Source organism: Desulfovibrio sp. 3_1_syn3 (genome assembly GCF_000145315.2).
Taxonomy (GTDB): domain Bacteria; phylum Desulfobacterota; class Desulfovibrionia; order Desulfovibrionales; family Desulfovibrionaceae; genus Desulfovibrio; species Desulfovibrio fairfieldensis.
This window is the reverse complement of record NZ_ADDR02000003.1, coordinates 52,923-72,500: the sequence shown is the minus strand read 5'-3', so window position 1 is coordinate 72,500 and position 19,578 is coordinate 52,923. Positions and strand designations below refer to the sequence as shown.

The window sequence follows — 19,578 nt, the reverse complement described above, 5'->3', positions numbered from 1 at the left end:
TGGACGACGGCGCCACACATGACGTGAGCCCCGAAGACCTGGGACCGGGCAGCCGCATTCTGGTCCGGCCCGGCGAAAAAATTCCCCTGGACGGCACGGTGCTGGAAGGCGAATCCCAGGTGGACGCCTCGCCCCTGACCGGTGAGTCCGTGCCCGTGCGCCTCTCCCCCGGCGGACAGGTCCATGCCGGGACCATCAACCTCAACGGCGCGCTGACCGTGGAAGTCACGGCTCCCTTTGCGGAATCCTCCATTGCCCGCATTCTGGAAATGGTGGAAAACGCGGCGGCCCGCAAGGCCCCCACCGAGCGCTTCATCACCCGCCTGGCACGCTGGTACACTCCGGCGGTGAGCGGCCTGGCCCTGCTGGTGGCCGTGTTGCCGCCGCTCTTCGGCCTGGGGAGCTTTCAGGAGTGGATTTACCGCGCCCTGGTGCTGCTGGTCATTTCCTGCCCCTGCGCCCTGCTCATTTCCATTCCGCTGGGTTACTTCGGCGGCATCGGCGCGGCTTCGCGCCGGGGCATCCTGATCAAGGGCGGCGCGGTGCTGGACAATCTGCGCGACATCCGCGTGGCCGCCTTTGACAAGACCGGCACTCTCACCGAGGGAGTGTTCGAGGTCAATGCCGTACTGCCCATGCCCGGCGTCAGCCGCGAGGAACTGCTGTCCGTCGCGGCCCTGGCCGAAAGCCGTTCCAATCACCCCATCGCCCGCTCCGTGCTGCGCGCGGCCCTGGCGGCGGGCCTGGGCATGGAAAAGGACGCCGCCGTCAGCGCCATGCGCGAAATTCCGGGCAAGGGCGTGGAAGTGACGGCCGACGGCGCGCAAGTATTGGCGGGCAACGCGGCTCTGCTGGAGGCCCGCAATATTACGCCGCTGCCCGTGGACATGCCCGGCAGCGTGGTGCAGGTGGCCCGCGACGGCCGCGCGCTGGGCGCGCTGGTGGTTTCAGACCGGATCAAGCCGCAGGCTCCCGGCGCGCTGGAAGCCCTGCGCCGCCTGGGCGTGGATGTGCTGGCAATGCTCACCGGCGACCGCCAGAGCCAGGCCAGGCCCGTTGCCAAGGAACTGGGACTGGATGTGCTCAAGGCCGACCTGCTGCCCGAGGACAAGGCCAGCGCCCTGGAAGCCCTGGGCCCCACGCGCCAGACCCTGATGGTGGGCGACGGCATCAACGACGCGCCCGTGCTGGCCACCGCCGGAGTGGGCGTGGCCATGGGCGGCCTGGGTTCGGAAGCGGCCATTGAAACCGCGGACGTGGTCATTCTGGATGACAATCCCCAGCGCCTGCCGGAACTGCTGCGCATCGCCCGGCGTACCCGGCGCATTGTCTGGGAAAACATCGTCCTGGCCCTGGGCATCAAGGGCCTGTTCATGGGACTCGGCATTGTGGGCCTTTCCGGCCTGTGGGAAGCGGTCTTCGCGGATGTGGGCGTGGCTCTGCTGGCCGTGCTCAACGCTTCCCGCGCCGGGCGGATCTGAGCGCGGCCACGGCCGTGACGGTTTGCGTGGAAAAGGGCGGGGGTTTTGGTCCCCGCCCTTTCTTCATATCCGGCCTCACATCCGGCTCCCCGCTGGGGCGGCCCCGGCCGGACCGCGCCGCAGCGTGATAAGCGCGATTTCCGAGGGCACCTCCACGCGCAGGGGAAAGCCGTTCCAGAGCCCCGCGCCGGAACTGACATACAGAGGCATGCCCTCAACCCGGTACCAACCCCGCACATACCCATGATTAAACAGGGCCACCAGGGCGCTCAAGCCCGGCGCGTGACCGCCGTGGGTATGGCCGGAGAGCTGCAAATCCACATCTTGCCGGGCGTTGCGCGGGGCATTGCCCGGCCTGTGGTCAAGCAGAATGCGCGCCGTCCTGTCCGGCGCCCCGGCCAGGGCCGTAGCCAGGTCCGGTTCGGGCAGGCCGAAGCGGGCGGCCACCGGGTCGGTGACGCCGGCCAGCACCAGCTCCCGGCCGCGTATGCCAAGCACCTGATGGCCGTTCAACAGCATGGTGATGCCCAAATCGGAAAAAATCTCCGTCCAGGCTTTGAATCCACTGTAATACTCATGGTTGCCCGCGCAGGCCAGCACGCCGTGCCGGGCGCGCAACCGGCGGAGCTCGGCCGCGCTCTCCGCGCGCGCCGCGGGCAACCCGTCCACGATGTCGCCGGTCAGAACCACCACATCCGCAGCCTGGGCGTTGACCCTGTCCACCACGGCCCTGACCCAATCCTTGCCCAGCAGCGGGCTCATATGCAAATCACTGATCTGCGCCAGCCTGAGGCCGTCCAGAGCTTCGGGCAAACGGGGCAGGACGACTTCCCTTTGGCGGACCTGGGGAACGGCCACGGCTTCATAGACCCCGTAGGCCGTAGGGGCCAAAACCAGCCCGGCCAGAGAAGCGCGACCCAGAACGGAAGCCGGAGCGGCGGCCAGGCCCGAAGTCAGAAAACGCCTTCTGCCGACGGAAAAAGCGGGGCCTTGCCGTTTGTCCCGCCACAAGGCGCGCCTCGCTAGACGCACGAGCCGGACGCCCAGGCAGAAAACATCCCGGACCAGCACCAGCACGAAGAGAAAAAGCAGGCTGGTAAACAGCCAGCCCTGGAGCATCAGCACCCACGCCGGCAGATCGGGCGCGGACAGTCCCCCGAAAAAGAGACCGTTCAAAAGATGCTCCTGCGAAGCGAGAAAAAGCGCGACTGCCGCCGCAGCCTTACCCACGCGGCTCAGGCCCGACGGCAGCACCAGCCGGAAAAAAAGATATAGGAAAAGCAATGCGGCAGGCAGATAGAGCATCACAGTGCGGCCTCCTCGGCGGGGGCAGGATCAGAGGTGGATTAGGGTCCGGCCGGAGGCTGGGAACAGCAACACGTTCAAACCAACCCGTGGCCAGCTTGTTCCAGGGCGGCCAGAGCTTCGGAGAATTTCTCCCGCTTCACCAGGATGTAATCCGTGGCATAGGTGGACACGGCAAAAATGCTGATGCCGCGACGCGCCAGCAATCCGGCCAGTTCCGCCAACACGCCCACCAGAGAGAAATCCAGCGCCCCCTCGATGCGGAAGGCTTTCCAGCCGTCCTCACGGGCCAGGGCATTGTCCGGTGCTGTTTCGCTCCGGCAGACCAGGGAAAGTTCCTGATCCGTCTTGCCCAGAAAAAGGAAATCGTCCGCAAAGGAAATGCCTTCCGGGCCGCCGAGTTGGCAGACGGAAAAATCCCCGTCCAGAACCTTGATGATCATCCCGACTCCCGTCTGTTTAGAGCGTTTTGATATTAAAAATATCTTAACGCTCTGTGCGGATTTTTCGTGAAAACCCGCACCGCGAAATTATCGCAAGGTGAATTCACTTCGCCGTTAAGCGATAACTTCAAGCGCAAAATGCTCCAGAAACAGCCTCTAGTGCCGGATCAGTTTCCGGCAGTGGAAAAAAGGCGTCAGATGCCGGGTCCAGCGGGAAAAGAAGCGCACGCAGAAGCCGGTCAGCACGGCGGCGATCACCGTGCCCTCGCGCAGCCCCACCACATTGTGCAGTACGGCAAAGGACAGACCGGCGGCCAGGGCAACCAGGGAAAGGTCAAAGAGCACCTTGATGTTGCCGAAAATTTTACGGGCGCGGTAGGCAATGGCGATGACGATGCCCTCACCGGGCTGCACTGTGGCATTGCTGACGATCTCCAGGCTGATGCCCAGGCCCAGCACGCCGCAGCCGGTCAGGCAGAGCAGAATCTGCAGGGGGTAGACATCGGTGACCAGAGGTCTGGTCAACCACATGCAGATGTCGATGAACACGCTGAACAGCAGCACCGCCGGTAGTTGCAGGAGATGGGCCGGGGAGAATTCCTTCCGGAGCAGGACCTTCTGCAAAGCCACGAACAGCAGGTTGAGCAGAAAGGTGGCCGTGCCCAGGCTGAGCGTGAAAATGGCCCCCAGGGCATACGGCAGGCTGGTGATGGGTGTAGTGCCCAGATTTGAATTGGTAACCAGGGCGATGCCCAGGGCCATGACAAAAGATGCAAAGCAAAAACCCATGTAACGTCGAACGAATTCTTTTTTCTTCATAAAGGCCAGTCTTTCAGGAAAGCAGCAGCTTCAAATGCTTATAAGCCCTGGCTGTGGCCATGCGGCCGCGCGGGGTGCGCTTGAGAAAGCCGCACTGAATCAGATAGGGCTCATAAATGTCCTCAATGGTCCGCACTTCCTCGGAGCAGGCCACAGCCAGGGTTTTAATGCCCACGGGCCCGCCGTCATAGTGGGTGATCAGCACTTCCAGGAGCTTGCGGTCCATCTGGTCCAGGCCGTGCTCGTCCACGTCCATGCGCTTGAGGGCCGCCGAGGCCTCCCCGCCCGTGACCTGCCCGTTGCCGCGAATCAGGGCGAAATCCCGTACCCGGCGCAGCAGGCGGTTGGCGATACGCGGCGTGCCGCGCGAACGGCGGCCGATCTCCTCCGCGCCATCCGGGGTCACTTCCACGCCCAGAATGCGCGCCGTGCGCCTCACCACCCGGGCCAGATCCGTGGGGCTGTAGTACTCCAGTCGGGCCACAATGCCGAAACGGTCCCGCAGGGGCGAGGAAATCAGTCCCATGCGCGTGGTGGCCCCCACCAGGGTAAAGGGTTCCAGGTCGATCTTCACCGTGCGGGCCGCCGGGCCCTGGCCGATGACCAGGTCCAGCTTGAAATCCTCCATGGCCGGGTAGAGCACTTCCTCCACGGCAATGGGCATGCGGTGGATTTCATCCACAAACAAGATGTCGTGGCGGCCGAGATTGGTCAGAATGGCCGCCAGATCGCCGCTGCGTTCCAGCACCGGCCCGGAGGTGCAGACCAGATTGACGCCCAGTTCGGAAGCCATGATCTGGGCCAGCGTGGTCTTGCCCAAGCCAGGATTGCCGTAAAACAGGGTATGGTCCAAGGCCTTGCCCCGCTCCCGCGCGGCGTCCAGATAGACGCGCAGGTTGGCGCGCAATTCATCCTGGCCGATGAAATCGTCCAGACTGCGCGGCCTGACGCTCTCGTCCAGACCCGCTCCGGAGTCCGGGGCGCTCATGCCGTACTCCGGCCCCGGCGGCGTCCCATCCCATTCCGCCATCACGATCTCCCCTTGGCCAGCGCCTTGAGCGCGGCCCTGAGCGCGCCGGTCACATCCAGATCCGGCTCTTCATGCAGGATCTTTTTGACCAGAGGCGCGCATTCCTCTTCGGCATAGCCAAGATTGGCAAGGCCATCAAGCACATCCCGGAAGACCGAGCCGGGCCGCCCGGAGGCGGCCAGCACGGCGGCCTGGGGCACATCCTCAACCTTGAGCTTGTACTTGAGCTCCAGAAAAACATGCTGGGCCGTCTTCTTGCCGATCCCCGACACGCGCGTGAGGGCCAGCACGTCGTCCTCCAGCACCAGACGGCGCAGATCGTCGGGCCGGAAAATGGACAGGATGGCCAGGGCCGTGCGCGCCCCCACCTTGGAAATGGACACCAGCACCTCAAAGGTCTGGCGTTCCTCAAAACTGGCGAAGCCGAACAGCTCCAGGGCGTCCTCGCGCACGGCAAGGCTCGTGTACAGGGCCAGCTGTTCGCCCCGGTCGGGCAGGGCCGCCAGCGTATGGGCGGGCAGGGCCACTTCATAGCCCACGCCCCCTTCAGTGACGATGAGGCAGGCATTGCCCCAGGTTTCGGCCAGGCGTCCTTCAAGATAGGCGATCATACAACTCTCGGATTAAGGTCCCACCTCACGGCAAAAGCCGCGCGCCCCCAGAGCAGATTAACTTTGAAATTTTACAAAGTTCAAAGTTGGCATTCTGGCGAAAAACGTGGTTTTCGCCAGAATCCACGCCACTTCGTGGCGGCTCCGCCTTCGCGTCAGCAGAGCAATTTCAAAGTGAAATTGCTCTAAGAAGCGCGGCCGCAATGCGGGCGTGGGGACCGCATTAAATGAATGCAAAACAATGGTTTTGGCAAGTCCCCTGCACAGAGCTCCCGTTTCCGGCCCCGGATTCCACGGGCGGCGGAGGTGGGCTCAGAACAGAAGCAACAAGGAGCCCGCGGTGATCAGCAGACCGCCCGCAATAACCTTCAGGCTGACGGGCTCGTGCAGAAAGACCATCGCCAGTATCATGGCCAGGGGGACGCTGAGCTTGTCCACGGGCGCGACCCTGGAAACGTCGCCCAGCTGCATGGCCTTGAAATAACACAGCCAGGAAAGCCCCGTTGCCAGGGCCGAAAGCAGCAGAAAAAACAGCGTGTGGCCGTCAAGGCTTCTGAGGCCTCTGGCCGCGCCGGTACAGAGCACAATACCCCAGGTCAGCACCAGGATGAAACTGGTTCTGATGGCCGTAGCCAGGTTGGAATCCACATTTCCGACGCCGAGTTTGGCAAAAATGGCGGTCAGGGCCGCGAAGAAGGCGGCGCCAACGGCATAGACACTCCACATGGGCGTCAGCCTCCGATGCCCACCATCTGCCTGTCCGCCACAGCCGCGCCCGCGCGCCGCGCGCGCAGCAGATCCGCGCCCACGGGCTTGTCCGCGCAGGCCCGGCGGATCACTCCCGCCAGGATCTCGTCCGTGATCCGGGGATGGCGCAGCAGGCCGCGCAAACGGTATTCCTTGTCCGCGAACAGACAGGTGCGCAATGCCCCCTCACTGGTCAGGCGCAGGCGGTTGCAGGTCAGACAGAAATGATTGGTCAGGGGCGAAATAAAGCCCAGCCGCCCTTGGCCGCCCTCAATGCGGTACATGCGGGCCGGGCCGGATTCGGCCTCCGCGCCGGGCTCGTCGGGGGATACAGGAATCAGGCGCGCGCGGCGCGCGGCTTCCTCCCGGATGTCGTCGGCGGACCAGAAATTTTCCGGGCTCCAGAGCGTGCCGCTGCCCATGGGCATGAATTCGATGAAGCGCAGATCCAGGGGCATGGTCCGGGCCGCGTGCACAAAATCGTCCATCTGCCCGTCGTTGACGCCCCGCATGGCCACCACATTGATTTTCACCCGCACGCCCGCGGCCAGCAGGCCATCCAGCGCGGCCAATACCGGGGGTAACAGGTCCCGGCCCGTGACCCGCGCGAAGGTTTCGCGGTCAAAACTGTCCAGGGAAAGGTTGACCGCGCTCACGCCTATCCGCCTCAACAGGGGAATATGCGGCTCCAGCAGGGTGCCGTTGGTGGTCACGCGCAGATCCATGTCCGGAAAACGCGCGTGCAGCATAGCCAGGAACTGGCCGCACCCCTTGCGGGCAAAAGGCTCCCCGCCGGTCAGGCGCACCTTGCCGATGCCCAGGGAAGCGGCGATGCCCACCATGCGCGCCATTTCCTCATAGCGCAGGACCTGCTCATGGGGAATGCAGCGCTGTTTGGCGTTGCTGCGGCAGTACAGGCAGCGCAGATTGCAGCGGTCCGTCACTGAAAGGCGCAGATATCGCACGCTGCGGCCGTGGCCGTCATGCAAGGCGCGCATAAGCCTCCCCGCCGCCCGGAAGTGGCCAGTTGCCAAGAACGCGAAATGGATTTACATCTGCCTGCATGAAACACCTGCTGCTTTGGGCGGCCATCGCGGGCTGCCTGGTTGTGCCGCTGACGGTTCTGGCCTGGGACGGTTTTGACGCCGCCACCACCGACCTTGTGGAAATCACGCCCGACAGGCTGCCCTCCCAGGGCGACACAGTGGACGTCCGCAACTACGATACCGACACCAGCCAGACCTGCCTTGTGGAAACCGTGACCCGCAACGCCCGCACGGTGGAGGTGGTGGTGCGCACGCCCAAGGGGCTCAAGCGCACCCTGGTCATGGAAGGCCGTTAGGGAAACACTGAGTAACGGCCTTTTTGCCCTCTGCCTGCGTCCGGCCCACTCCGTGCGAAGGTTGAATATGTTTTGAATATACGCCCTGCGCCCGGAGTTCCCCGTCCTTGGCAGAGAACAAACATCTTCATTAATCAGCGCGTCCTTAAGAGCATTCCAACGTTGGCATTCTGGCGAAAAACGCGGTTATAGTTGCTGTCGATCCCCGTATGACTCTGTTGTCGCCAACGGGGAAGCCCTTCGGGATGCCTTCGGTCGCTTCGCCGGAATCCACGCCGCGTTGCTCTTGATGCCTGTATGCCCTTTGGGCTACAGGCACGGCCCTACGGGCCGCCCGTCGGGTCGGTCTTCGCGCCGCGCCGTGTGCGGCGCTAGAGCAATTCCACATTGAAGTTGCTCTAGCTTTTCCCTTCTTCCTCTTCTTCCCGCTCATAGCCCGGCAGCAGTATGCCGGCGCTTTCGGTCTGCCCCTGGCCCTTGGGGCAGTGGCTCTGCATGTGGCAGATCTCACAGCCGCCCCGGAAGGGGAAATGGGTCACCACCGCGTAGCGGCGGCTGAGCAGGGATGATTCCTCACTCTTGTAGGGCAGCCCCAGACCGGCCAGGACCTCGCGCAGCGCCGACGTGGGACGCGGCGACGGCGCGCAGCCCCCGTCCTCCACCTCGGGCAAGAGTTCCTGCACGGCGGCCATGCACAAAAACTGGGCCAGGTTATTGATCAGAAAGCCGTCGGACGGGGATTTGCCCCAGGCTTCATCCACGGCTTGTTCCACGCTCTCCGGCAGCCAGATCGCCAGATAGGAAATCTTGCCCGTGCCCACTTCGTACGCCTTCAGCTCCGGCAGCCATTCTCCCCAGAGCTTCACAAGTCGTTCCAGAACGGCTCCGCCCAAGCGCGTTTCCCGGCTCATGTTCATGAAGGCTTCCATGTCGAAATACGGCTGGATCTGACGCTCGGCAATGCTGGTCTCGCTCACAGGATCTCCTTAAAAAAAGAGGACAGGATTGGAGTGCGAAGCGTGCCGGAAGCGGCTGACTGCGGGCACGCCCTCTCACGCTATTGTAACCAAGGGACGGGCATCGTCAAGAGCGCGGGCGCGGACAATCCGCCGGGGCGCGTCGGCTTTACTTCCCCACGCGCCTTGCGTATTTATGGGGCGCATGTATTCCGGCGACCTTTCATCAAAAGGAACTTCCATGAACAAAAACGATGCTCCGCCCTCCAAAATCCGCTACAAATATGAAATGGCGCCCGAAGCCCGCCTGCAGACAGCCCACGGCGTCTGGGGGGGGATCAACCCCCAGGGCGAAATCGAGATGAATTTCTACCATGAGAGCGACTGTCTGCCCGCCTATTCCGAGCGGCTGATCGCTCCGGACGGCTCCATCGGCCACGAAATCACGCCCGAGGATGACGAGCAGCGCGGGGTCACCCGCCATATCCACAGCCGCGTGCTGCTTAATTACCACACGGCCCGCGCCGTTCTGGAATGGCTGGAAGACCGGGTGGCCGCCCTGGAAGAGGAAGGGCCGCCGGACATGTACGATACGGACTCGGGCATTGAACAGTAGGGGCTGTTTCTAAACTGTCCTTTCGCCCCCTGTCTGCGTCAGGCTCGCCCCGTGCGACGGTCGGGTTTGAATATGCTCCCTCAGCCCAGGACTCGCCTTGCTTTAGCCGCAGGCGAACTTGTGAGCCGTACGGATAACGGCGGCAATTGGTTACGCAAAATGTGATCCGGGGAAATTGCAGTCGCTATCCGTAGTGATGCTGTCTTGATCCGTAGCAGTGCTGTCCTTATCTGTACGCCGCCCTGCGGCTACAGCTAAGGCAATACGGCTTCGCCGTGAACGGCTCAGGCAAGCCGCCGACGCGGTAGCGGCCAGCGCCCTTGGCAGAGAACAAAAATCCTGATTTAGAAACAGCCCCTGGCAAACGTGCGACCATGACTGAAAAAAGTTTCCATATCATCACCTTCGGCTGCCAGATGAACGTGCACGACTCCCTGTGGCTCGCGCGCGCCCTCACGGCGCGCGGTTTCACGGAAGCGCCGCTGGAAGAGGCCGGGGTGGTGGTGGTCAATACCTGCTCGGTGCGCGAAAAACCGGAACAAAAGGTCATGAGCGCGCTGGGGCGGATACGCCAGGTCACGGGCGGCAATTCCGGCGTGCTGGTGGCCGTGGCCGGCTGCGTGGCCCAGCAACTGGGCACGGCCTTTTTCGAACGTGAAAGCCAGGTGCGCCTAGTGGCGGGCAGCGACGGCATCAGCGGCGCGCCCGCGGCCATTGAGCGCCTGCTGGCCGAACCGGATCTGCGCCTTTCCCTGCTGGACTTCACCAGCCATTACGTGGAGCGCGAGCCAGGCGCGGACGGCCCCTCCGGCCCGGTGGCCTACGTGAACATCATGCAGGGCTGCGACAATTTCTGCGCCTACTGCATCGTGCCCTTCACCCGAGGCCGCCAGAAATCACGCGCCACCCCGGCCATTCTGGACGAATGCCGGACCCGCCTGGACCAGGGCGCGCGCGAAATCACCCTGCTTGGCCAGAACGTCAACGCCTTCGGGCACGACAAGAGCGGCGACGGCGTGAGCTTCGCTCAACTGCTGGCCCAAGTGGCCGCCCTGCCCGGCCTGGAACGCCTGCGCTTCGTGACTCCGCACCCCAAGGACATGGGTCTGGAGGACGTGGCCGCCTTCGCGGAACTGGCCCCGCTCTGCCCGCGTCTGCACCTGCCCCTCCAGGCCGGTTCCGACGCGGTACTCACGCGCATGCGGCGCAGATACGACCGGCGCGGCTTTCTGGAACTGGTGGACAGCCTGCGCAAAGCCCGACCGGATCTGGCTCTTTCCACGGATCTGATTGTGGGCTTTCCCGGCGAGAGCGAGGAAGATTTTCAGGCGACTCTGGAGATGATGGAAGCCTGCGGCTTCATGTCCAGCTTTTCCTTCTGTTACTCGGACCGCCCCGGTGCGCGGGCCGCGCTTTTCCCGGACAAAATTCCGCCTGAAGTCCAGCAGGAGCGTCTGCTGCGCCTTCAGGCCCTGCAGGATCGGCTCAGCCAGCGCTGGCTGGACGCACGCGTGGACCGGGAAACCTGCCTGCTCATCGAGGGCAGAAGCCGCAAGGATGGCCCGGACGGGGAAAGCAGCTGGCAGGGGCGCGATCCCTACGGCGCGTTGGTCCATGTGGCCCTGCCGCCGGAGGCGGACCATACCGGGCGCATGGTGCCGGTGCGCATCATTGAAGCCAAGAAGCACAGCCTCATGGCCCGACGGGCGGGTGATATATGGTAGAAATGCGCGTATTCGGCCTGACCATTGATCCCCAGACCAAAACGCCCATCGTCATCCTGCGGGAGATGGACGGAGATGTGGTGCTGCCCATCTGGGTGGGAGCCATGGAGGCCATGGCCGTTTCCCTGGTGCTCAACAATGAGCGCCTGCCCCGCCCCCTGACCCACGACCTGCTGCTGATGAGCATCAGCGCGCTCAAGGCCGAGTTGGTCAACGTGGAAATCACAGACCTGAAGGACGGCGTCTACTACGCCCTGCTGGTGCTGCGCGGCCCTGAAGGCCGGGTGCGCGTGGACTGCCGCCCCTCGGACGCCATTGCCCTGGCCCTGCGGGCGGGCGCGTCCATCCTGGTCAATCCGGATGTGCTGCGCCGCTCGGCTGAAGCCCAGAGCAAAGCTGAAGAGCGCCTGCGCGAGGAGAGCCCGCCGGTCCAGCCCGCCGACGCGGCCACGGACATGGTGCGCAAGGCCGGCGCGCGCAAAGAGGTGGACATGCTCAACGGCCTGTTGAGCCGCCACGGCAGCCTGCCCGGAGAGGATGACACTACAGAGGACCAGAAATTCCGCGACCTTCTGCGCTCCCTGGACCCTGTTTCCCGCCGTAAAATGTAAGGCCGCCCCCTCCGCCGCTTTCCGCGCGCCCTTTCCGGCTCGCCAGGCCGCGCCATATGCCCTTACCCCACCAATACTAGTTTTTTTCTAGAAAATTTCAAATATTAATATATTGATATAATTATTTATTTTAGACTTATCAGACTCCCGTCCCATAGCCGTCCCTAAAGATTTTACCCTTATATTCCGATAGGCAGGGCATACCACGGATGGAAAAAACTATGTTGGATTACCGCCGTTTTAAAGAAATCAACGACCTCTTCGCCTCCGGCCAGCCGGAAAAAGCCCGCCGCCTGCTCATGGAAATGCAGTCGCGCTGCATCGCCCTGCGCGATGAAATGAGCATGCTCAAAATCCGGCTGCAAACCCTTGAGGATATTCTCTACCTCTCCCAAAATCTCTATGAGGAAAACGGTTTTTACTGGTTGCGCACCGCCGGGGTTAAACAGGGACCGTTCTGCCCGCACTGTTATGAAAGCGAAGGCGGTCTGATACGCCTGGAAAAACAGAGAAAAGGCTTGAGCTGCCCCTACTGCAATGCCGATTACAAGAGCCGCATCAATATCATGGCCGAAGTTGGCGAGCCTTTTACCGGCCGCCAGGCCCGAATACTTCCCTTCGCCAGATAGAGCATGTAACGCTTGAAGTGCTCGTTTGCGGCGAGCAAAGCCGGTTTATCCGCGTTTCGCGGCAAGAAGCCGTAGACAAACTTGCGGAGCCGAAGCCCCGCGAGAACAGGCGGCGAAAAAGCCGGGTCCGGCACTTGCCGGACGACAAAAGCGGCTATACTATAAGGTAAAGGCCACGGCGGCCGATGTGGCGCCGTGGCCTTTCGTGTATGCAAGGAAGACCCCATGACCAGCCGAAACAGCAGCCTGCCCGGCGTTCTTCTGCTCAGCGAAAGCGAGGCTCTCGCCGCTCTGGACAGACGCGCCCTGCGCGACGCGGGCGTGGCCCGGATCCGGGTCATGACCTCGGGCATCCAGGCGGCCCGCATTCTGGCGGGCCTGGCCACGGACAGCCAGGGCTTCCAGCCGGACATCATCGTCTGCGGTCAAAAACTGGCGGATATGGACGGTGAACAATTCTGCGCCATTCTGCGTCTGCATCCCCGCCTGCTGGCCCTGCCCATCCTGCTGATCCTGCCCAACGACAGCGAAGTGGAGCAGCTCAGAACCCTGGGCTGCGGCGCCAGCGCGCTGTTGGGCAGGCCCTATTCGGTGACTTCGCTCAAAGAGCAGCTGGTCACGCTCGCCGCCTCTCAGCCCCGCCTGACGCAATTGCAGCAAGCCGCGCGCTATACCGACACCAAGGCCTTTGACGCGGCCGTGGCGACCTACGGCATACTGCTCAAGCCCGTACGCCAGCCCGAGGATTATTTCCGCGTGGGCATGCAGTGCCTCCAGCAAAACCGCTGGAACAACGCCATCAATGCCTTTCAACGGGCTTTGCGCAACGCCCAGATCAAGGGCGAGGCGGAGCTGGGCATGGCCGTGGCCTGGAAAGGCAAGGGCGACCTTTCGCGCTTCCGCGCCTGGCTGGCCAAGGCGGCCGCCACTTTCGTGCGCGCCCGGCGCTGGCACCGCGCCCGCGCCGCTTACGCCCGCCTGCTCCAGGAAGATCCCACGGCCAAAAGCCCCTTCCTCAGCCAAGCCCGGCAGCTCATGCGCCAGGGCCTGTACGACGAGGCCGCCGACACCCTGGCCCAGGGTTTCGAAGTGACGCCCAAGGCCCAAGTCTGCGACAAGATCGCCCAGACCTGCCTGGCCGCAGACGAGCCCGAGCGCATGCTGCGGGATCTGGAGGCCAGTCTGGGGCGCGCCATGGGCGCGCGGGGCAACCGCCTGAGCGACGACATTCGCGACAGCCTGGAAGCCTTGGTCCGCGAGCAGGAAAACCGCCGCCGCCAGGCCGCGGCGGAACGGCAGTGGAAAGTGTCGCGCCTGCTGGCCGGGCAGAAGGAAGACGCGGAGGAAACAGAAGCCGCGCCCGCTCCGGAAGCCACGGCGGAAAGCGAAACAAAACCGGCAACCGAGGCACAGGTGGAGACGCCGGAAACAGAGACTCCGGAACAGGCGGCGCCCAAATCTCCGGCAGCGGGCCGGGCGCGCACCAGCCGGATTATTGCCACCAGCGTCATGCCGCCGGAGGAAGGCGCTTCCCGCCCCGCCCTGGATCTGGGCCTGGACGAACTTCCGCCGCCCGGCGGCGACCGGCCCGGAGCAGGAGCGAACGGACGCGGCGCGAACCGTTCCGGTTCGCCGGATCAGGCCGGGATTCTGTCTCCCCTCAGTGAAGCCGAGGCCACCAGCGGGCTCTTCACGGGCCGCCCCAGACTCAATGAATTCCTTTCGGTCATGAAGCTGACCTGGAAGCTGGCCCGCCGCGACAAGAAGTAAAGCTCAACTCCAGGGGCTATTTCTAAATCGGGATTTTCGTTCTCCGCCAAGGGCGCAAGCCGTTGCCGCGCCGAAGGCTTGCTTGAGCCATTCACGGCGAAACCGTGTTGCCTTAGCTGTAGCCGCAGGGCGGCGTACAGATAAGGACAGCACTGCTACGGATCAAGACAGCACCGCTACGGATAGCGACAGCAATTTCCCCGGATCACATTTGCGCAACCAATTGCCGCCCTTATCCGTACGGCTCACAAGCTCGCCTGGGGCTAAAGCAAGGCGAGTCCTGGGCTGAGGGAACATATTCAAACAGATCCGGCCTTCGCACGGGGCGAGCCTGACGCAGGCAGAGGGCCGAAAGGACAATTTAAAAACAGCCCCTAACGGCGCACGCGCGCCCGAATGGCCGCATCCCCCAGATGGTGCAGAAAACGCACCCGCCAGAGATAGCAGCAGGCCCCGAAGCTCAGCGCCGTAATGTAGGCGATCCAGAAACCCGCAGGGCCCATGGCCGGAACGATCCAGTTTGTGCGGGCCAGGGTAAAGCCCAGGGGCAGGCCGATGACCCAGTAGGCCAGAAAGCAGATCACGCTGATGATCCGCGTGTCGTTATAGCCGCGCAGGACGCCCAGAGCCACGGTTTGCAGGCCGTCCACCACCTGATAGCAGGCCGCGTAGAATAAAAGATGCGCGGCCAGGGCCGTGACCACGGGATCATCGTTGTAAATCCGCACAATGCCGTAACGGAAGGCCACCGTGCAGACGGCGATAGCCAGAGCGAACAGCACGCTCAGGCCCAGGGCCGTGCGCGCGGCCACCCGGGCCTGCTCCATTTTGTCCGCGCCCAGGCAGTGTCCCACCCGGATGGTGGCGGTCATGCCCAGCGCAAGGGGAAACATGAACATCAGGGTGCTGAAGTTGGTGGCGATCTGATGCCCGGCCACGGCCACCGTGCCCAGTGGGGCCAGCAGGATGGCTGTCACGGCAAAAAGCGAGACTTCAAAGAACAAGGCCAGAGCGCTGGGCAGGCCGATGCGCAGGATACGAAGAATCAAGGCCGGGTCGAAACGCGGATAGTCCGGGGCGGAACCGTCCCTTTGGCGCGCGGCGCTCCGGGAAAACAGAGGCGCGTAGATGGGGTGCAGATCCCGATACTGCGGGTCGCGGCGCAGGTAATAGAACATGGCCAGGGCCATGAACCAGTAACAGAGCGCCGTGGCCACGCCGCAGCCCACCGCGCCCAGGGCGGGCAGGCCGAATTTGCCGTAAATCAGCACATAGTTGCAGGGCACGTTGAAGGTCAGGCCCAGCATGCCGATGATCATGGCCGGGCGCGTGCGCGAAAAGCCCTCCAGGAAGCTGCGCTGGTTGACGAAAAGCATGAAGCCCGGCATGCCCCAGAGAATGGCCCGCAGATAGCCCCCGGCCAGGCGGGCCAGCTCCGGCTCCAGACCGAAGGCGGCCATGTGCCAGGACACGGCGTAAAACAGGCTCATGAACAGCACGCTGATGCCGCAGGTGAGCCAGATGCCCTGGCGCAGCAGATGCGCCGCGCCGTTGCGGTCGCCCGCGCCCACCATCTGGGCGGTCAGGGGCGGCAGCGCGAACAGGCTGCCCAGGCCCAAAAGTGAAAGCGGCGCCCAGATGGAACCGGCCACGGCTACGGCGGCCATATCCTCGGCGCTGGCTTGGCCGGTCATGGCCGTGTCCGCGAAGTTCATGCCCACCTGGGAAAGCTGGGCGATAAAGATGGGCAGACCGATGGCGTAGAAACGCCGGGCCTCGGTCCAGGAAAAAAAGCGTCGGCTCATGCGGGGCCTCTGAAAAATAAAGTGTACTTTCCGGCCGGCGCTCCGGCCTGTCGGCGGCAATGCGCCGCGGTCCGCGCCTGCCGTGAAAAATCGGGCGAGATCCACAGGGCGATGACGAGCATTGCCTTGTCAGGCCATACGGATGGGGCGGTTTGTCCGAAGGCGCTTTGCGGGACAAATTCCGGGACCGTCTCCCAAAAGACGGATCAGAACAGTTCAAGTATCAAATACTCTCAGGCACGGCCCAAGAGGCAAAAGACGCTCTCAGAAGAAGCCCTCTGGGGTTGTTAACACTATGGAATTTTTGTTCGCCTGCAAGGAAGATAAACCCGCTTTAAGGGAGTGTACTCTTGACTCCGTCGTTGCAGCGAAGCTGCTTACGAATGAGGACAGCAGCGATCTGGTACTCGACCGAAAAAGCAGGTAAAATCTGACGCAGCAGGCGGGCAAAAAGACATACCGTTAACAGGTCCTAACGCAAAAACAACCCTTCGTCGGGAATCCGTCGTCCTTCCAGGGCGGCGGCGCGGCCCACCAGCAGCTCAATGGCTTTCCGGCCCGCCTCGCCTAGATCAAGGCTGTAGTCCGTGACAAAGGTTTCGATATGGGCCCGGGTCACGGCGTCGTCCAGCTCCTGCGCGTGGGAGCGGATAAAATCCCGCGAGGCCTCGGGATGGGCGCGGGCGTAGCGCAGGCTCCCGGCTATGGCCGTCTGCACGGCTTTGGCCGTTGCCGGGGGCACGTCACGGCGCACGGCGATGGCTCCCAGCGGCAACGGCACGTGGAACGCGCCTTCCCACCATTCCCCCAGATCCAGAATCCTGGTCAGGCCCATGCGTTGATAGGTGAAACGTCCCTCGTGGATAATCACGCCCAGGTCCGCGTCGCCGCGCGCCACGGCGGGCATGACCTCGCTGAAAAGCATTTCCCGGCGCGGCCCCTGAAAGCCGCCGTGCAGGGTGAGCAGCAGATTGGCCGTGGTCAGCAGGCCGGGCACGGCCACCCGCGCCGTGGCCCAGGCTTCCGGCGGCAGCGCTTCGCGGGCCACCACCAGCGGGCCGCAGCCCCAGCCCAGGGCCGCGCCCGAAGCCAGCAGGGCGTAATCGTCCATGATCCGCGCGGCCGCGCCCAAAGACATCTTGGTCACATCCAGTTCCTTGTGCCGGGCCAGGCCGTTGAGTTCCTCCACATCGGCCAGATGCGGCCTGAAGGCCACGGGCGCGGGCACCAGGCCGTGCAGCAGGGCATGGAAAATAAAAGTGTCATTGGGACAGGGCGAAAGGCCCAGGGAGAGCGTTTCAGACATAGGGGCGGACATTTTTTCCCTCACATTGACAGCGCACGCCGGGCGGGCTTAGTCTTGCCGACGGCCGTTTTGGCCGCCACTCCAGCGTACAGGACTTGCACATGCTTGACGCCGCACACTACGCCGCACTGGGCCTTTCGTCCATCCATGAAAAAGTGCTGTCCGGCCAGCGTCTGAGTTTCGACGACGGCCTGGCCCTGTTCAACTGTCCGGATATCACCGCCGTGGGGGCCCTGGCCCTGCACGCGCGCCGCCGCCTGCACGGCGACGCGGCTTTTTACGTGGTCAACCGGCAGATCAACTATACCAACGTCTGCGTCAACGGCTGCACATTCTGCGCCTTCCGCCGCGACGAAGACAGCGAGCCCGGCGCGTTCCGCCTGAGCAAAGAGGATATCCTGGAGCGGCTGCGCGCGGCCCGGCAAGGCTCCCTGCACCTGGACGAACTGCACATCGTGGGCGGCTGTCATCCCAAACTGCGCCTGGACTGGTTTGAGGACGTGCTGCGCACGGTGCGGGAGATCTACCACGATCTGCCGCTCAAGGCCTTCACGCCCGTGGAAATCGAGCATTTCGCCAGGCTGGAGGGCATCAGCAGCCTGGAAGTGCTCCAGCGCCTCAAGGCCGTCGGTCTGGTCATGATGCCCGGCGGCGGCGCGGAAATTTTCGACGAGGAACTTCGCCCGCAAATCTGCCCGCACAAGGCCGACGCCAAGGCCTGGCTGCGCATTTCCGGCGAGGCGCACGGCCTGGGCATCAAGACCAACTGCACCATGCTTTACGGCCATCTGGAAAATCACGCCCAGCGCGTGGACCATCTCTGCCGTTTGCGCGAGCAGCAGGACAAAAGCGGCGGCTTCACCTGTTTCATCCCACTGCCCTTCCTCACTGAAAACAGCCGCCTCAAGTTGCCCGAGGACCGGCTGGGGCCCCAGCGCGGGCTGGACCAGCTGCGCACCGTGGCCGTGTCCCGGCTGATGCTGGACAACATTCCGCACCTCAAGGCCTACTGGATCATGATGGGGCCCAAACTGGCCCAGACCGCGCTCTGGTACGGGGCCGACGATCTGGACGGCACCATCGTGGAGGAGCGCATCGGGCATATGGCCGGGGCCGAATCCGCCCAGGGGCTGACCATCCCGGAGCTGGAAAACATGATCCGCCAGTCGGGCTTCAGGCCGGTGCGGCGCAACGCCGTTTTTGAAACCATGTCGCCGGACGCCCCCGGCAAAAGCAGCCACGCGGAGGCGCGCTCATGAATTTCGCTCCCGCCCACAGCCCTTTTGAGGAAAACGCGCCCGAATTCGCGGACGTCCGCGAGGCGGCCGCGCTGGCCGCTGGCGGTCAGCGCCTGGATCGCGCCGCCGCCGAAGCCCTCTACTACAAAGCCAGCCTGCACACCCTGGCCGCTCTGGCCCACGCCATGCGCCTGCGCCTGCACCCCGAGCCGGTGGTGACCTATGTGGGCGACCGCAATATCAACTATTCCAATGTCTGTGTCTGCGGCTGCCGTTTCTGCGCCTTTTTCCGTCCCCCGGAAAGCGGCGAAGGCTATGTCATCAGCCGGGAGGAAATGGCCGAAAAGGTGGAGGAAACCCTGCGCCTGGGCGGCACCCAGATTTTGCTCCAGGGCGGGCACCATCCGGATCTGCCTCTGGAATGGTATGAAGACCTGCTGCGCTGGCTGCGCGAAACCTGGCCGGAACTGCACATTCACGCCTTTTCGCCGCCGGAGATTTTTTTCTGGTCCGAAAAATTCGGCCTGACCGTGCCTGAAGTGCTCCGCCGCCTCAAGGCGGCCGGGCTGCACTCCCTGCCCGGCGGCGGCGCGGAAATCCTGCATAACGAGGTGCGGGCGCGGGTTTCGCCCAACAAATGCACGGCCGACCAGTGGCTGATGGTCATGGAAGAAGTCCACAAACTGGGCATGCGCACCACGGCCACCATGATGTTCGGCCATGAGGAGGAACCCTCCCACCGGCTGGACCACCTCTTTGCCGTGCGCGCCAGCCAGGACCGCACCCACGGCTTCACGGCCTTCATCCCCTGGACCTTCCAGCCCGCGCACACCCGCATCCACTGCGCGTCCCTGCCCGCGCCCGCCTATCTGCGGCTGCTGGCCGTTTCGCGCCTGGTGCTGGACAACGTGCCCAATATCCAGTCCTCCTGGGTGACCATGGGGCCGCAGGTGGCGCAGCTGGCACTCTTCTACGGGGCCAATGATTTCGGCTCGCTGATGATCGAGGAGAACGTGGTGGCCGCTGCGGGCGTGTCCTACCGCCTGAGCCGCGGGGAAATCCACAAAATCATCCGCGCGGCGGGCTTCACGCCCGTGCAGCGCACCATGAACTACACGCCTGTGCGGCCCCAGCCCGAGGTTTAA

Annotated in this window: 19 protein-coding genes (1 of these 19 cut by a window edge); 9 read left to right on the top strand and 10 right to left on the bottom strand. The window is 63.7% G+C overall.

Annotation, left to right across the window (positions count from 1 at the left end):
- A protein-coding gene (locus HMPREF0326_RS14740; protein WP_008685986.1) for a heavy metal translocating P-type ATPase crosses the window boundary here: on the top strand, positions 1-1,481 show its 3' portion. 469 nt of this gene lie to the left of the window's left edge; the window shows 1,481 of its 1,950 coding nt (coding positions 470-1,950); its start codon lies off the left edge, out of view; its stop codon occupies positions 1,479-1,481.
- A 75-nt stretch (positions 1,482-1,556) separates the two neighbouring features.
- Here the strand turns inward: HMPREF0326_RS14740 and HMPREF0326_RS14735 are convergent, their stop codons facing one another.
- The 7 genes from HMPREF0326_RS14735 to moaA form a co-directional block, all read right to left on the bottom strand.
- Positions 1,557-2,786: a metallophosphoesterase gene (locus tag HMPREF0326_RS14735; protein WP_020990716.1), complete on the bottom strand. Its 1,230-nt coding sequence runs from the start codon at positions 2,784-2,786 to the stop codon at positions 1,557-1,559.
- Between the two features lie 77 nt (positions 2,787-2,863).
- Positions 2,864-3,229 carry an ACT domain-containing protein gene (locus HMPREF0326_RS14730; RefSeq protein WP_008685992.1) on the bottom strand — a complete coding sequence of 122 codons (366 nt, stop codon included), beginning with the start codon at positions 3,227-3,229 and terminating at the stop codon, positions 2,864-2,866.
- Between the two features lie 156 nt (positions 3,230-3,385).
- Positions 3,386-4,048 (bottom strand): YczE/YyaS/YitT family protein, encoded by a 663-nt coding sequence (locus tag HMPREF0326_RS14725; protein WP_147568308.1) that lies wholly within the window; start codon positions 4,046-4,048, stop codon positions 3,386-3,388.
- Positions 4,049-4,061: 13 nt separating this feature from the next.
- Entirely contained in the window at positions 4,062-5,036 is a 975-nt protein-coding gene (gene ruvB / locus HMPREF0326_RS14720; RefSeq protein ID WP_008685996.1) for a Holliday junction branch migration DNA helicase RuvB, read from the bottom strand.
- A gap of 41 nt (positions 5,037-5,077) precedes the next feature.
- The gene (gene ruvA / locus HMPREF0326_RS14715) at positions 5,078-5,689 is read right to left on the bottom strand and encodes a Holliday junction branch migration protein RuvA (RefSeq protein ID WP_008685997.1); all 612 of its coding nucleotides are present in this window, start codon (positions 5,687-5,689) and stop codon (positions 5,078-5,080) included.
- A gap of 312 nt (positions 5,690-6,001) precedes the next feature.
- Positions 6,002-6,415 carry an EamA family transporter gene (locus HMPREF0326_RS14710; protein WP_008685998.1) on the bottom strand — a complete coding sequence of 138 codons (414 nt, stop codon included), beginning with the start codon at positions 6,413-6,415 and terminating at the stop codon, positions 6,002-6,004.
- A 5-nt stretch (positions 6,416-6,420) separates the two neighbouring features.
- The gene (gene moaA, locus HMPREF0326_RS14705; protein ID WP_008685999.1) at positions 6,421-7,434 is read right to left on the bottom strand and encodes a GTP 3',8-cyclase MoaA; all 1,014 of its coding nucleotides are present in this window, start codon (positions 7,432-7,434) and stop codon (positions 6,421-6,423) included.
- Between the two features lie 65 nt (positions 7,435-7,499).
- On the opposite strand from moaA, the gene HMPREF0326_RS14700 reads away from it, so the two are divergent.
- Positions 7,500-7,778 (top strand): DUF5334 domain-containing protein, encoded by a 279-nt coding sequence (locus HMPREF0326_RS14700; RefSeq protein WP_008686000.1) that lies wholly within the window; start codon positions 7,500-7,502, stop codon positions 7,776-7,778.
- 398 nt (positions 7,779-8,176) lie between these two features.
- On the opposite strand, the gene HMPREF0326_RS14695 is transcribed toward HMPREF0326_RS14700, so the two are convergent.
- A complete protein-coding gene (locus tag HMPREF0326_RS14695; RefSeq protein ID WP_008686001.1) occupies positions 8,177-8,755 on the bottom strand; it encodes a hypothetical protein in 579 nt (192 codons plus the stop codon).
- A 220-nt stretch (positions 8,756-8,975) separates the two neighbouring features.
- Here HMPREF0326_RS14695 and HMPREF0326_RS14690 point away from each other — a divergent pair, with 220 nt between their 5' ends.
- From HMPREF0326_RS14690 to HMPREF0326_RS14670, 5 genes are all read left to right on the top strand, one after another.
- On the top strand, positions 8,976-9,350 hold the full coding sequence (locus HMPREF0326_RS14690) for a hypothetical protein (RefSeq protein WP_008686002.1): 375 nt from the start codon (positions 8,976-8,978) through the stop codon (positions 9,348-9,350).
- A gap of 374 nt (positions 9,351-9,724) precedes the next feature.
- A complete protein-coding gene (gene miaB / locus HMPREF0326_RS14685) occupies positions 9,725-11,074 on the top strand; it encodes a tRNA (N6-isopentenyl adenosine(37)-C2)-methylthiotransferase MiaB (protein ID WP_008686003.1) in 1,350 nt (449 codons plus the stop codon).
- Positions 11,068-11,685: a bifunctional nuclease family protein gene (locus HMPREF0326_RS14680; RefSeq protein WP_008686004.1), complete on the top strand. Its 618-nt coding sequence runs from the start codon at positions 11,068-11,070 to the stop codon at positions 11,683-11,685. The genes miaB and HMPREF0326_RS14680 overlap by 7 nt, the downstream gene beginning before the upstream one ends.
- 221 nt (positions 11,686-11,906) lie before the next feature.
- Positions 11,907-12,314 (top strand): hypothetical protein, encoded by a 408-nt coding sequence (locus tag HMPREF0326_RS14675; protein ID WP_008686005.1) that lies wholly within the window; start codon positions 11,907-11,909, stop codon positions 12,312-12,314.
- A 225-nt stretch (positions 12,315-12,539) separates the two neighbouring features.
- Complete coding sequence (locus tag HMPREF0326_RS14670) at positions 12,540-14,084, top strand: response regulator (RefSeq protein WP_020990714.1); 1,545 nt, start codon at positions 12,540-12,542, stop codon at positions 14,082-14,084.
- A gap of 374 nt (positions 14,085-14,458) precedes the next feature.
- Here the strand turns inward: HMPREF0326_RS14670 and HMPREF0326_RS14665 are convergent, their stop codons facing one another.
- Positions 14,459-15,889 carry an MATE family efflux transporter gene (locus HMPREF0326_RS14665; protein WP_008686007.1) on the bottom strand — a complete coding sequence of 477 codons (1,431 nt, stop codon included), beginning with the start codon at positions 15,887-15,889 and terminating at the stop codon, positions 14,459-14,461.
- 472 nt (positions 15,890-16,361) lie between these two features.
- Complete coding sequence (locus HMPREF0326_RS14660) at positions 16,362-17,207, bottom strand: 1,4-dihydroxy-6-naphthoate synthase (protein ID WP_020990713.1); 846 nt, start codon at positions 17,205-17,207, stop codon at positions 16,362-16,364.
- A gap of 89 nt (positions 17,208-17,296) precedes the next feature.
- Between HMPREF0326_RS14660 and mqnE the strand changes: the two genes are divergently transcribed.
- Together mqnE and mqnC are read left to right on the top strand one after the other, a co-directional pair.
- Positions 17,297-18,454 (top strand): aminofutalosine synthase MqnE, encoded by a 1,158-nt coding sequence (mqnE, locus tag HMPREF0326_RS14655; RefSeq protein WP_008686010.1) that lies wholly within the window; start codon positions 17,297-17,299, stop codon positions 18,452-18,454.
- On the top strand, positions 18,451-19,578 hold the full coding sequence (mqnC, locus tag HMPREF0326_RS14650) for a cyclic dehypoxanthinyl futalosine synthase (RefSeq protein WP_008686011.1): 1,128 nt from the start codon (positions 18,451-18,453) through the stop codon (positions 19,576-19,578). Before mqnE ends, mqnC begins: the two co-directional genes overlap by 4 nt.